Origin of the sequence: Streptomyces cinereospinus (assembly GCF_042430725.1) — a bacterium.
Classification (GTDB): Bacteria; Actinomycetota; Actinomycetes; order Streptomycetales; family Streptomycetaceae; genus Streptomyces; species Streptomyces cinereospinus.
This window is the reverse complement of record NZ_JBHMCY010000049.1, coordinates 1-12912: the sequence shown is the minus strand read 5'-3', so window position 1 is coordinate 12912 and position 12912 is coordinate 1. Positions and strand designations below refer to the sequence as shown.

Genomic DNA, 12912 nt, shown 5'->3' with positions numbered 1-12912 from the left:
CTGTCATTCGTACCCGCGTGCGCACCACAGGCGCGCGGACGGCCGGGGCCGGTCGTCCGGGCGGGTTTCACGCCGTGTTCGCGCATGGTTCGTTGACCACGACCCGGCCGCCTCCCTAGCTTCACGATCATCGCTTCGTCAGAGTTCGCCGCTGTTCGTCGTGGTCGCGTCCGCCGTGGTGGCGTCCGCCGTGGTCGCGCCGTTCGTGGTGGCGCCCGTCGTGGTCGCGCCGAGGAGGAGGGCCGGTTGGTACGCCGAGGTGTCCGGGGGATCGCGGTCGTCCTCGTGCTGATCGCGTCCGTGCTGCCCACGGCCGCGGCCCGGGCCACCCAGGAGGGGACGGCGGCGCCGCTGCCGCTGGAGCAGCTCTTCGACAGCACCGCCGTCAGCGACGACGCCGACCCCGCCGGCGCCGACTTCGACGGCCTGGGCGCCTCCCTGTCCGCCCAGGACCTCGCGGCCGCCGGCTGGACTCCCGGCCGCGCACTCACCGTGCAGGGCGCCACGCTGACCTGGCCGGACCGGGCCGCGGGAGAGCCGGACAACGTACGGGCGGACGGCCAGAGCGTGGTGCTGGGCGGGCGGGGCGACGCGCTCGCCTTCCTGGCCGCGAGCACCTCCGGCACCGATCTCACCGCCTCCGGCACGGTCTCCTACGCCGACGGCACCGACTCCCCGTACGTGCTCACCGCGCCCGACTGGCGGCGCGGCCCGCTCGCCACCAAGGCGGTCGCGCTGCCGCACGTCAACACCCCCGGCGGCCGGCTCACCGAGAAGGCGCGGCTGTACGTCGTGACCGTGCCGGTCGACGCGGAGCGCACCGTCGCCTCCGTGCGCCTGCCGCTCGCCCCCGACCTGCATGTCTTCGCCCTGTCGGTGCGGGCCACCGCGACCGGCTGGACCGGCAGCTGGGCGACGGCGACGTCCGGATACCCGGCCGTGGGCCCGTGGACCGACCGGACGCTGCGGCTGGTGGTGCACACCTCGGTGGGCGGGCCCCGGGTGCGGCTGCGGTTCGACAACACCTTCGCCGCGGCGCCGGTGCGGATCGGCGGGGCGACGGTGGCCGTGCAGGACGGCGGCGCGCGGGCCGCGGCCCCGCCGGTGCGGCTGGCCTTCGGCGGGGCGGCCGGCACCGAGATCCCGGCCGGCGCCCAGGCGTACAGCGATCCGCTCGCCTTCGACGTGCCCGCCGGCGCCGCCCTGCTGGTCAGCTTCCACCTGCCCGGCCCGGTCGCGGCGGCCCCCGTGCACCGCCTCGCACAGCAGCGGTCCTACCTCAGCGAGCCGGGCGACCACACCGCCGACGGCGCGGCGACGGCGTACACCGCCGTCCTGACCGCCTGGCCGCTGCTGACCGGGGTGGACGTGGCCGGCGGGCCCGGGTCGGTGGTGCTGATCGGCGACTCGATCACCGACGGGGACAGGTCCACCGCGGACGCCAACCGGCGCTGGCCCGACGTGCTGGCCGGGCGGCTGCGGGCGCAGTACGCGGTGCCGCGCCACGGGGTGCTGAACCAGGGCATCGCGGGCAACAGGGTGCTCGCCGACCGCTATCCCGGGGACGGGGTCGCCACCGACGCGGCCGGGGTGAGCGCGCTGCACCGGCTGGACCGGGACGTGCACGCCCAGACCTCGGTGCGCACGGCGGTCGTCTTCGAGGGCGTCAACGACCTGCTCGCGGGCAGGAGCGCGGAGCAGCTGACCGGGGGCCTGGCGGAGATCGCCGACCGGGCGCACGCGCGGGGGCTGCGGGTGCTGGTGGCGACCCTGCTGCCGTGCGGCGGCGAGCCCCGCTGCACGGCCGCCCTGGAGTGCGAACGGACCGCCGTCAACGCCTGGATCCGGCAGAGCGACGCCTTCGACGGGGTGCTCGACTTCGACGCGGTCGTCCGGGACCCGGCGCGGCCGGCCCGGATGCTGCCCGCGTACGACAGCGGCGACCATCTGCATCCGGGGGACGCGGGACTGGCGGCGCTGGCGGAGTCGGTGGACCTGACGCTGCTGTGACCCGCCCGGGCCTCAGACCTGCCGGGCCTCAATCCTGCCGGGCCGCGGACTTCCCCGGCCTCAGACCTCCAGGTCCACCACGACCGGCGCGTGGTCCGAGGCGCCCTTGCCCTTGCGCTCCTCCCGGTCCACGTACGCGTCCTTGACCGCGCCGGCGAACGGCTCGTTGCCGTAGACCAGGTCGATGCGCATGCCGCGGTTCTTGGGGAAGCACAGCTGGCGGTAGTCCCAGTACGTGAACGGGTGGTCGTACTTCAGGGGGCGCGGGACCACGTCCGACAGCCCCGTCTCGCGCAGCGACGCCAGCGCGGCGCGCTCGGCGGGGGTGACGTGGGTGAGGCCCTCGAACGCGGCGACGTCGTGCACGTCGTCGTCGGTCGGCGCGACGTTGAAGTCGCCCAGCACCGCGAACGGGCGGCTGCCGCCCGCGTCACCGGCGACGGCCGCCTTCAGCGCCTCCAGCCAGCGCAGCTTGTACGCGTAGTGGGCGTGATCGACCTCACGTCCGTTCGGCACGTACACCGACCAGACGCGGACCGGGCCGCAGGTGGCGGAGAGCGCGCGGGGCTCCACCGAGCCGTCGTAGCCGGTGTCGCCGGGCAGGCCCTTGACCACGTCCGCCAGGCCGACCCGGGAGAGCACCGCCACGCCGTTCCACCGGCCGGTGGCGTGCACCGCGGCCTCGTAGCCCAGGTCGCGGAGCTGGTCGAACGGGAACTGGTCCTCGGCGACCTTGGCCTCCTGGAGGCACAGCACGTCCGTGCCGCTGCTCTCCAGCCAGGCCAGCAACCGGGGCAGACGGGCGGTGATCGAGTTCACGTTCCAGGTCGCGATGCGCATGCCTCACAACCTACCGGGCGGGTCCGACAACGCGGCCCGCCCGCCGGTGTCACAGCTCCGCGGACTCCCCCGGCGCCAGCCGCAGGTGCTTGGCGCCGCCCAGGGCGCCGATCTGCTTGTCGTAGATCGGGCGGGCCAGGTCGGTCAGGAGGGCGTCGTGCACGTCGTAGGCGCGCTGCGGGCCGACCTCGCGGACGTAGTCGATGACCTCGGAGATCTTGCTCCACGGGGCCATCACCGGCAGCATCAGCGTCTCCACCGGGTGGTCGGGGACGGTCAGGGCGTCGCCGGGGTGGAAGACGCGGCCGTCGACCAGGTAGCCGACGTTGGTGACGCGCGGGATGTCCGGGTGGATCACGGCGTGCAGCTCGCCGTGCACCTGCACGTCGAAGCCGGCGGCGGTGAACGTGTCGCCGTGGCCGACGGTGTGCACCCGGCCCGGGAACGCCGCCGAGATCTGCTCCGCCACGGACCTCAGCGTCCAGATCTCGACGGCCGGGTCGGCCTCCAGGGCGGCCCGCAGCCGCTCCTCGCTGAAGTGGTCGGCGTGCTGGTGGGTGACGAGGATCGCCTCGGCGCCGGCCGCGGCGTCCGTCTCGCTGAATCCGCCCGGGTCGAGGACGAGCGTCCGGCCGTCCTTCTCCAGGCGGACGCAGGCGTGCGACTTCTTCGTGAGCTTCATGGGGACCATCCTGCCCGGACGCGGTGGCCGGGGCTCACTCCTGGGGGGTGGTCTCCTCCCTGATGACCCGCTGGGCGACCTTGAAGGCGCTGTTCGCGGCCGGCACGCCGCAGTAGACGGCCGCCTGGAGCAGCACCTCCTTGATCTCGTCCGGGGTCAGGCCGTTGCGCAGGGCGGCGCGGGTGTGGAAGGCGAGCTCGTCCAGGTGTCCGCCCGCGACCAGGGCGGTGAGGGTGACGCAGCTGCGGGACCGGCGGTCCAGTCCCGGCCGGCTCCAGATCTCGCCCCAGGCGTAGCGGGTGATGAACTCCTGGAAGTCGCCGGAGAACTCGTCGGCCTGGGTCAGGGCCCGGTCCACGTGCGCGTCGCCGAGCACCTCGCGGCGCACCTTGATCCCGGCGTCGTACGGGTCGGGCCGCCCGTCCGGGTGCGGTTCCACGGGGGCCGGGGCGATCTCGGCGACGGGCGCGACGGCCTGCGGGGGCGGCTGCACGGCCAGGGCGGGCCTGACCGGGGCGGCCACGACGGCCATCTGGCCGGTGGCGTCGAAGGCAGGCTGCCAGGCGGTGGAGAAGTGCGTGACCAGCAGGTCCGTGACGGCGGCGGGCTGCTCGACGGGGACCAGGTGGGAGGCGCCGGGCACGACGGCGAGACGGGCGTCGGGTATCCCGGCGACCAGGGTGCGGGCCTCGGCGGGGCCGGTGACCTGGTCCTCCGAGCCGACCAGCACCAGCGTGGGCACGCCGACGCGGCCCAGGTGCTGACGTACGTCGAAGGTGGCGAGCGCCTCGCAGTGGGAGATGTAGCAGCCCGGGTCGGTGGTGCGCACCATCTGCACCGCCCACTCGGTGATCGCGGGCTGGGCGGCGGCGAACCCGGCCGTGAACCAGCGGTCGGGCGCGGTGCGGGCGATCGGGTCGAGCCCGTTCGTGCGGACGACCACCCCGCGCTGGCGGAACTCGTCGGCGGTGCCGAAGCGGGGCGAGGCGGCGATCAGCGCCAGGGAGGCGAGCCGCTCCGGGTGGCGCAGCGCCAGCTCGACGCCGACCGCGCCGCCCAGGGCGCAGCCCGCGTAGCCGAAGCGGTGCACGCCCAGGCCGTCGAGGGTGGCGAGCAGCCGGGCGGCGATCTCGGCGACGGATCCCGCGGGGTAGGCGGGGGCGCCGCCGTGCCCGGGCAGGTCGAAGCGGAAGACGCGCCACTGCTTCGTCAGCTCCGGGACCTGCCGGTCCCACATGTGCCATGTGGTCCCCAGGGACGGACCCAAGATCAGGACGGGAGCCTCTTCTGGCCCGTCAAAGCGGTATTGCAGGGTGTTCGACGGTGTCTCACTCACGCCCCAGACCCTCTCACGTCTCACGGAATCTCACACGGCCCGGGGAACCCGACGGCTCTTGCCCCTCCCGGCGCGGCACGTCCGGCACTGCCGGAACCCTCGGGGATCCAGATACGAGTTCTCCGGCGGGTACGCGTGACCGTGGGGACGGTGAGCCGCCGCCATCTTGATCACGAAGCGAGTTCAAGGGCGACAACGGCACGGACGACGGCGGGTGAGCCGGGTGGTGCTGCGGCGGAGCATCCGCATGAACCGCCGGCAGTCGAGGGTGGCCATGGCACGTTCGCCGAGGCCGCGTGTCCTGGCGCGATGGCGGCTGTGACACCGATTCCAGCCGCGCACGTCCTTGGCCGGGAACGGGCGGTGGACAGCATGACCCGCGCCCTCCAGCACTTGATGCCGGCGGCGGGGATGCCGTGGGGCCGGGCCGGGTCAGACCGTGCACGGCCCCGGGCAGCGCGTCCGAGGCTCGGATCCTCACTATGCGCTGCTGATGCGTCATGACCGATGCGGGGTCCGGTCATCGCGCGGCGGTGTGCGATTCCCAGTACAGCCTCTGCTCCTGGTCCCCTACCGGCATGGTGCCGCGGAGCGGCTGGCAGGTCTCGGGAGACGTGGCGATCGCCTCCATGAGCACCGGCAGAGACGCGCACGCCTCAGGTTGATACGCGCATGACGCCTTCCACGGCCTCGGCTTCGTGGACGCGCCCCGGTCGATCTTGGCACGCTGGTCCAGCACGATTGTGCCCTCCGCCGAGGTCCCGCGCGATGGGGATCAACTGCGGGTGTCCGTACAGGACGCTGCCGAACCCGAGCTTCATGAAGTCGTTGTCCGCCTCCTGTCCTTTCCTCGTGTCGCAGCAGCGACACCACCACGGGCTTCGGCAGCGGGCGGCCGACGACACGTTCGACTGCGGCGATGTCCGCCGGATCCGCAGGCGGTGCCGGCGCGGCGTATGTCGCCGGCACGTGACCCCGACGGCACCGTGCCGCCGGTCGACCGCGTCGCCCCCGGCCGCCCGTACCGCTCCGGGAAGAGGAAGCACCACGGGATGAACGTGCAACTGCTCGGGGATCCAGCCGGCCGTCCGATCTGGGCCTCGGACGCGCTGCCCGAGGCCGTGCACGATCCGACCGCGACCCGGACCCACGGCATTTCCCCCACCCTCGCCGCGGGGGACATCAAGCACAGGGCCGACAAGGCGTACCAGGGCGCAGGTTCTGCGGTCCGCGTCCCGTCCCGGGCAGGAGTCTGCGCGGCCGGCGCGCCCGCCGCACAACCGCGATCACGATACGCGGCCACCGCGGACGTGCCATGGCCACCCTCCAACTGCCGGCGGCTCCTGCGGAAGCAGCACCACCCGGCTCACCGCCATCGTCCGTGCCGTTGCCGCCCTTGAACGCGCCTCCTGATCCGGATGGAAAAGGCTCAGTGTGTCGATTCAGGAGATCTGCACGAGGTAGACCGATGCGGTGGCCGACCCCTCCACGCCGGGGATCTTTACCAGGTGGCCGCCGGCGGACAGCGACACCGGCCGCGTCCGATAAATTCCGGTGCCACCGCCCACGTACCCGAGCTCTACGTCATTGACGTAGGTGTCGTAGAAGGCGGTGCCTTTGATGTCGTACTCGACAGCGTAGATTCCGGCGGTGTGGGCGCTGGCCTCCAGGTACGTCGGACCGCTACCCGCGACCTGGCCCAACAGCTGCCGCGGCTGTCCAGCCTCGGACACGATGCTCTTCACGGGGGAGGCGGGAACGCGCTCTGAAGCCGCGCTTGCAGGATACGCGCCTGCGACGACCGACGCGACGACACCGAGCACCATCGGAACGGCCGCAGCTTTCACCAGCTTCGATATCTTCACAAGCCAGCTCCTATGTCTTATTCAGGATGTGGGGGGATGTGACCTGCGGGGCACCGCCTAAGAGACCGCCGCAAGTCGGCACCACAAATATCGACAGTCCGAACGGTTCAGTCAAGGCCCGAAAAAAAACTGTCCGAAAAGGCGGTCGCCCCAGAGTTGTCCTTTCAGGGAAATATCCTCATATCGATCCGAAAAACAATCGTTCCCCATGAACTGGTAACGCGATCTTGTTGAACGGTCCTGACAGGCCATGACCGGTGTGCCGATTCGGCCGTGCGGGATGGTGTGACCACCCGGCCGTGGATCATGGACGATGACTTGTGGGCGCTGATCGAGCCGCTGCTGCCGCCCTGGCCCGAAAAGGCTCCGGGCCCGCGGCCACGGGCACTGCCGCTGCCGCTGCTGCTGCCGCTGCCGCTGCCGACTGGCCCGGGTGTTCCATATCGACACATTCTCAGCAGTTGATAATACGTGCACACTAACCGCGCTTCGCATGAAAAGCCGTTACTCATGCGGCTTCAGCGGTTATGCAGATGCTGTGCGCACTAGGAAACTGTCGCCCCAGCTGTACCAGCTCGACTTCGAGATCGGGAACGCCTATCTGTGGCGGGACACCGGCTCACTGACGCTGATCGACACCGGGACAGCCGGCTCGGGGGAGCTGATCGCCAGGTCGATCGAGCACTTGGGCTGGTCCACCGGGGATCTGGACCGCGTGGTACTGACGCACGCGCATGAGGATCACGCGGGTGCGGCGGCCGAGATCGGGGCTTGGGGCGGCGTGACGGTGATAGCGCACCGGCTCGACGTTCCGGTCGTCCGCGGGGAGAGCGTCGCGGCACGGCCCGCCTTCCAGGGAGCACCGGAGTGGGAACGGACACTGTTCGAGACCAAACCTCCGCTCCCGCCTGCTCCGCCGGCACAGGTGAACCAGGTGCTCGACGAGGGTGATGTGCTGGACTTCGGCGGCGGGGCCCACGTGATCAGCGTTCCCGGGCACACCGATGGCAGCATCGCGCTGTACGTGCCGAAGACCGGCGTGCTGTTCACCGGGGACGCGCTCGCCAACCCGGACGGGCAGACGATGGTGGGCGTCTTCAACACGGACCGGGACCGCGCGATCGCCTCGCTCCACCGGCTCGCCGACCTGGACGTGGACACCGCCTGCTTCGGGCACGGGGACCCCGTCGTCGGGAGCGCGTCCGCGGCCCTGCGCGGGGCCGCGGCGTCCTGCGACGGCTGAGGCCGCCCGTCAGGACCGGTCCGGCTGCGGCACGGTCCCCCCCGGCACGGCGCACCCGGGGACGAACCCGGCGCCGACGCCGGAGACCTTTTCGATGAGACTTCGAGTGCCGCACCCGTGGGCGCCGTCCTGGGCTCGACCGTTGCCGGAGGGATGGATTCCGAATTCGTTCGTCGCAGGGCCATAACCGCGCGTGGCAGGCACGTCGACATTCTAGAGCCGGACGGGCCGGGTACACAGGCAGCCGGGAGCCTGGTACTCCGCGTACCACAACAACTTATGGGCATTGGCGCCCATGTCGGCACATTCTCACGGGCACGGACATGGCCGGATCAGCACCTCACTGGCCAGATCTCACCCCTCCTGGGGCGCACTATTCCCGACCCCGCGACCTCCTCTCCGGACGAAACTTCACCCACTTCATCGAAGCGGAACCGAACCGGACTCCCTTGCGGCCCTCGGCGGCAGCGAGTTACCTTCTGTTGTCACTTTTGGACATTACGGGGGCGAATATGTCTGATTCCGAGTTCCGTCGACGGGAACGTGCCCATTTTCTACGTACCCGTCGCGAGTCGATGAAGCCGGAGGCGGTCGGCCTGCCGAAGGGCCCCCGCAGACGCACTCCGGGGCTGCGCCGGGAAGAGGTCGCCGTGCTGGCCGGCGTGAGTCCCACCTGGTACACGTACCTGGAGCAGGCAAGGGACATCTCCCCCTCGCACGAGGTGCTGGAAAGCCTCGCCGACATACTGTGTCTCTCGGAAGACGAGCGGTTATACCTCTACAACCTGTCGTATCCCGCACCGCCGCCGACGGCACAGTCCAGCCAGCGTTCGGCCGTCGTGGAGAACCTCACCCAGGTCGTCGAGTCGCTCGCCCCCCTCCCCGCGTACCTGTGTACGCAGGCCGGCGATCTGGTGGCCTGGAACAACGAGACGACCGACTGGTTCGGGGACTTCGCCGCGACTTCCGCACCCCGGCCCAACCTGCTGGTGTGGATGTTCACCTCGAAGTGCGCGCGGGAGCGCTTCGTGGACTGGCAGGAGCAGGCCAGAGGCCTGGTCGCCTGTTTCCGCGCCGACGCCCTCGAATGCCGGGACACCGCCCGGGTCACCTCGCTGGTGCAGGACCTCACCGAGGCCAGCGCCCACTTCCGCCGCTACTGGGACGAGCACACGGTGGGCGGCCAGGGGATGAGCCAGTGCACGGTGCGCCATCCACTGCACGGCGCCGTGACCATGCGCAGGACCTCCCTCATGCACCAGGCCGCGCCCGAGCCGCTGAAACTCGTCATCCACCTGCCGGTCGGCGCCCCGCACACCCAGCATTGCCGGACGCCGCTCAGGCTACGCTGCGTCAGCAGTCCCTGAGAATCCCCGGCAATCCACGACCGCCTCAGCATGGCGCGAAAAGTACCAGGCTGATTACTTTCTGGATAGCCGCCTCCACCTGAGCAAGTCTGGTCGGGCGAGCCGAGTCTCCAGTAAACGACGAGTGAAATCGTCGGCCGGGCGGAATTCCAGCTCTGCCGATGATTTCACTCGCCGTTCGTTGGGCTGAATTTTCGGTGACGTGCGTCCGAGGCGCCACAGGCTGCTCTGGAGGAATTCTCTTGCTGACACGCCGTACTGTCATACACACCTGTCTGCTAGCGGAAGATGACGTGTCACCCGATCAACGCGCACGTCTCGACCGGCTACGGACGTCCCGCCTGGCGGAACTGGCCGAACGGACCGGAAGTGAACTTCCCTGGGACGTCCGGCGCTATCCCGTCCTCGCGGTGCTCGCCCCGGTCATGACGTCGACCGAAGGCGAGATCACCTACCCCGGCGACCCCATGTGCCTGTACGCCGCGCTGTCGGTCGCGGTCGACCACGCGCTGCGTTCGGCCCGCCGAGGGGCGGGGCCCGGTTCACCGTTCAGCGACTTGTGTCCCGACTGGGGCACCGCGCCCAGCCGCCGGGACAGGCTCGCCGCCGACCATGCACTCCGGGAATGGAACGCGGACGACAGCGTCGCCGACCACACCGTTTTCGATCCCCGGGTCTGGGACGAACGCTCGGAGGCGGATTTCCGCGCGGAACTGCGCCGCCGCCGCCCCAGAGTCCTGCTCATCAGCACCGTCTCGCCGGGCAATCGCTACGCCTTGGAGATGGCACGAGTCACCAAGGAGGAATTGCCCCACTGCCTCGTGATCCTCGGCGGCCGGCACGTCGACGAGACCATGCGGTACCTGCCCGGCACCGGAAAACTGGTCGTGGAGTACAGCAGTCCGTTACGGGCGGTCGACGACCGGCGGATCGGCCCCGTGGTCGACTTCCTCGTCGCCGGGGAGGGCTACTACGCCCTCGACCTGCTGCTGCGGGCGGTGTCCCTCGCCATGGACCTGGACCGCACTCGAGCCCACCCCGCCGACGTCGTCGACGTCCTCCGCCTGCTCGGCGAGGCCGGGGAGCGCGTCCCGGGCTCCTCCCTGATCTGCGGGATCACGGAAGACGCCGTGCACGCCTTCCCGGCCAAGGGTCCGGCCTTCGACCTCGCCGACCTCCCCTCCCCCTACCAGGGGTTCGCGATCCGCTCCCGCTTCCCCGTCTTCCCGCTCGCCGACGGCTCCCCCGCCCGCACGGCCCACATGACGGTTTCCAACGCCTGCCCGTACCACTGCGACTTCTGCTCCGAGGCGGCCACCGTGGTCGGCGGCCTGAAGAGGTTCGGCCGCGATCCGGCTGCCGTCGCCGTCGAGCGGATCTGCGAGTACGTCAGCTACGGCGCCGAGGCGGTCTTCTTCGACGACTCGATCTTCTGGTCCGGCACGTTCCCCCTCATCCGGGCCTTCTGCGATCAGCTCAGCGCCGTACGACAGGCCCAGGGCCCCGACGACCTGCCTCCCGCCTGCCGCAAGTGGATCACCGAGGACGACGACTGGCAGCGGCTGCGCGGACTGCAGTTCGGCGCCCAGGTCACCGTGGATCTCATGACCGCCCTGCACAAGGAGGACGACGTACGCCAGGTGCTCGCCGCCATGCGCGAGGCCGGCTGCACATACGTCTACATGGGCATCGAGAGCATGGCCGCCGAGGTCATGCAGCACGTGCACAAGAACGTGCGCCGCGTCGCGGGCAGGCCGTGGAAGGCGAAGGTGCGCCGGGCCCTGGAACTGATCCGCGAGGCGGGCATACCCGCGGGCAGCTCGGTGCTGTTCGGCCTCGAGGGGGAGACCAGGGAGACCATCGAGGAGACCGTCCAGGAAGTCGGCCTCCTCATCGACGACGACCTGCTCGGCCTCGCCAGCCCGAACATCCTCACCTACCATCCGGCGACCGCGATCACCCGCGCCCACGGCATGGCCGACCGGCTCGACTACCACTCGCCACAGGTGGAGAACCGGCCACCGTACGTCTACTTCGAGGAGGCCTTCCCCGGAGTGGTCTCCCAGCGCCTGACCGAGGACGACATCTGGTTCATCCACGAGTCGACGGCGAAACGCTGGGGCACCGTCCGCAACTCCGCAGCCCCGGAGCAGCGCAGCACCGTCTGATCCCGTTCCCTCACCGCCGTGGAGCCCATCCGTGCACAGCATCATCGACACCCTGCGGACGATCGTGGCCGAGAGCAGCCACAATGTTCCCGACGACGACTTCCGTCTGCGCGCCCTGTGGGGCGTGGACTACCGCTCCCAGCCCACCGCCTACGAGCGGTTCATGGTCTACAGCTTCGTCCTGGCCCAGACTGTCCGGCAGGGCTGTTGCTACGCCGACTTCGGCACGGTCTCCGTCGACGCGGACGGCGACGCGCTGATCGGCGGTGACGCCCGCGAGACCGTCGGCCGCACCGACGAGGAGAGCATCGCCATCCTGGACGCGGCCTTCGGCGCACTCCCGCGCGACCCGCAGCGCCGGCTCGTCATCGACGGACGCCCCTCCGACAAGGCCCTGGCCCGGGCGGAGGTCATCGTCGAGGAGACCCTGCGCCAGCTGCGCCGCACCGGCGGCGGCAAGCGCGTCGCGCAGATCGGCGTCATGGGCAACCTCGTGCACCTGCTCCAGCAGGAGAACGTCACCCTGGCCACCAGCGACTTCGACCAGGAGCTGATCGAGCACGGCATCCTGGGCGTGCCGGTCCACCACGGCGACCACAGCGCGGAGCTGGTCGCCGACGCCGACGTGGCCCTGGTCTGCGGCGAGACGCTCGCCAGCAACACCTTGGAGTCGTTGGTGACCGCGGCCCGCGACAACGACACCCGGCTGGTCGTCTTCGCCGTCTCCGGATGCCACTTCGCGCAGGAGTACGTGCACACGTTCGGGATCGACGCGGTGATCTCGGAGCCTCAGCCGCAGTACCTCTTCCAGGGGCCGTCGCTGCTGGAGGTGTACCGGCGGGAGCGCTGAGCGCCCACGCCCCTCGCGCGACCTCACACGCCGATGGCCGCACCTCTCGACGGAGGTGCGGCCATCGGCGTTGCCACAGCCGTGCGGGCGACGCTCCCGCCGCAGACGCTGCGGGCCCTACGGCATGAGTTCCGTGTGCAGGTACTCGGCGAGTTCCTGGGTGGTCGGGTAGTCGAAGACGAGCGTGCTGCTCAGCCGCAGGCCCGTGAGCGCGTTGAGACGGTTGCGCAGCTCGACGGCGGTGAGCGAGTCGAAGCCGAGGTCCATCAGCTCGGCCTCCACGTCGATCTCGGTCACCGAGTCGTGTCCGAGCACTGCGGCCACCTCGCCACGGACGGTTTCCAGCATCAGCCGGGCCCCCTCCGGTTCGGCCAGTTCCGCGAGCTGCGCCTTCAGGCTGACGGGCGCCGTCGGCTCCGCCGCTCCGTCCACCCGCTCGACCAATCCGGCGAGAAGGGACGGCAGGTGGCCTTCGGTGCCGGCGGTGCGCAGTGCGGCCGGGTCGAAACGCGCGGCCACGACCGCCGGGTCCCCACCCGCCAACGCCGCGT

At 70.9% G+C, this 12912-nt stretch carries 12 protein-coding genes; 7 read left to right on the top strand and 5 right to left on the bottom strand.

Translation table 11 applies throughout. The features are described from left to right. The first annotated feature begins 246 nt into the window (after nucleotides 1-246). Complete coding sequence (locus ACFF45_RS23415; RefSeq protein WP_381348407.1) at nucleotides 247-2010, top strand: SGNH/GDSL hydrolase family protein; 1764 nt, start codon at nucleotides 247-249, stop codon at nucleotides 2008-2010. 60 nt (nucleotides 2011-2070) lie between these two features. Here the strand turns inward: ACFF45_RS23415 and ACFF45_RS23410 are convergent, their stop codons facing one another. From ACFF45_RS23410 to pcaDC, 3 genes are read right to left on the bottom strand one after another with little or no spacing between them, the layout of a single operon-like run. Further along, nucleotides 2071-2850, bottom strand: a complete 780-nt coding sequence (locus ACFF45_RS23410) for an exodeoxyribonuclease III (RefSeq protein ID WP_381348406.1) — start codon at nucleotides 2848-2850, stop codon at nucleotides 2071-2073. A gap of 49 nt (nucleotides 2851-2899) precedes the next feature. After that, the gene (locus tag ACFF45_RS23405) at nucleotides 2900-3532 is read right to left on the bottom strand and encodes an MBL fold metallo-hydrolase (RefSeq protein WP_381348405.1); all 633 of its coding nucleotides are present in this window, start codon (nucleotides 3530-3532) and stop codon (nucleotides 2900-2902) included. A gap of 34 nt (nucleotides 3533-3566) precedes the next feature. Beyond that, on the bottom strand, nucleotides 3567-4868 hold the full coding sequence (gene pcaDC, locus ACFF45_RS23400; RefSeq protein ID WP_381348404.1) for a bifunctional 3-oxoadipate enol-lactonase/4-carboxymuconolactone decarboxylase PcaDC: 1302 nt from the start codon (nucleotides 4866-4868) through the stop codon (nucleotides 3567-3569). A gap of 956 nt (nucleotides 4869-5824) precedes the next feature. On the opposite strand from pcaDC, the gene ACFF45_RS23395 reads away from it, so the two are divergent. Next, the gene (locus ACFF45_RS23395) at nucleotides 5825-6268 is read left to right on the top strand and encodes a transposase family protein (protein WP_381348403.1); all 444 of its coding nucleotides are present in this window, start codon (nucleotides 5825-5827) and stop codon (nucleotides 6266-6268) included. 42 nt (nucleotides 6269-6310) lie between these two features. On the opposite strand, the gene ACFF45_RS23390 is transcribed toward ACFF45_RS23395, so the two are convergent. After that, nucleotides 6311-6733, bottom strand: a complete 423-nt coding sequence (locus ACFF45_RS23390) for a hypothetical protein (protein WP_381348402.1) — start codon at nucleotides 6731-6733, stop codon at nucleotides 6311-6313. A gap of 306 nt (nucleotides 6734-7039) precedes the next feature. On the opposite strand from ACFF45_RS23390, the gene ACFF45_RS23385 reads away from it, so the two are divergent. The 5 genes from ACFF45_RS23385 (at nucleotide 7040) to ACFF45_RS23365 (ending at nucleotide 12361) form a co-directional block, all read left to right on the top strand. Further along, on the top strand, nucleotides 7040-7198 hold the full coding sequence (locus ACFF45_RS23385; protein ID WP_381348401.1) for a hypothetical protein: 159 nt from the start codon (nucleotides 7040-7042) through the stop codon (nucleotides 7196-7198). 73 nt (nucleotides 7199-7271) lie between these two features. Continuing rightward, nucleotides 7272-7976 (top strand): MBL fold metallo-hydrolase, encoded by a 705-nt coding sequence (locus ACFF45_RS23380; RefSeq protein ID WP_381348400.1) that lies wholly within the window; start codon nucleotides 7272-7274, stop codon nucleotides 7974-7976. A 323-nt stretch (nucleotides 7977-8299) separates the two neighbouring features. Then, nucleotides 8300-9343: a helix-turn-helix transcriptional regulator gene (locus tag ACFF45_RS23375; RefSeq protein ID WP_381348399.1), complete on the top strand. Its 1044-nt coding sequence runs from the start codon at nucleotides 8300-8302 to the stop codon at nucleotides 9341-9343. A 293-nt stretch (nucleotides 9344-9636) separates the two neighbouring features. Further along, complete coding sequence (locus tag ACFF45_RS23370; RefSeq protein ID WP_381348398.1) at nucleotides 9637-11511, top strand: B12-binding domain-containing radical SAM protein; 1875 nt, start codon at nucleotides 9637-9639, stop codon at nucleotides 11509-11511. 31 nt (nucleotides 11512-11542) lie between these two features. Next, nucleotides 11543-12361 carry a Rossmann-like domain-containing protein gene (locus tag ACFF45_RS23365; RefSeq protein ID WP_381348397.1) on the top strand — a complete coding sequence of 273 codons (819 nt, stop codon included), beginning with the start codon at nucleotides 11543-11545 and terminating at the stop codon, nucleotides 12359-12361. A 117-nt stretch (nucleotides 12362-12478) separates the two neighbouring features. Here the strand turns inward: ACFF45_RS23365 and ACFF45_RS23360 are convergent. Continuing rightward, the coding region (locus ACFF45_RS23360; RefSeq protein WP_381348396.1) for an acyl carrier protein at nucleotides 12479-12912 on the bottom strand (434 nt) is incomplete at its 5' end.

What these genes read in the sequence shown, in the direction of transcription:
- ACFF45_RS23410 (WP_381348406.1), bottom strand. Translation starts at nt 2,850, where the DNA reads ATGCGCATCGCGACCTGGAACGTGAACTCGATCACCGCCCGTCTGCCC.
- ACFF45_RS23405 (WP_381348405.1), bottom strand. Translation starts at nt 3,532, where the DNA reads ATGAAGCTCACGAAGAAGTCGCACGCCTGCGTCCGCCTGGAGAAGGAC.
- ACFF45_RS23395 (WP_381348403.1), top strand. Translation starts at nt 5,825, where the DNA reads ATGTCGCCGGCACGTGACCCCGACGGCACCGTGCCGCCGGTCGACCGC.
- ACFF45_RS23385 (WP_381348401.1), top strand. Translation starts at nt 7,040, where the DNA reads ATGGACGATGACTTGTGGGCGCTGATCGAGCCGCTGCTGCCGCCCTGG.
- ACFF45_RS23375 (WP_381348399.1), top strand. Translation starts at nt 8,300, where the DNA reads ATGGCCGGATCAGCACCTCACTGGCCAGATCTCACCCCTCCTGGGGCG.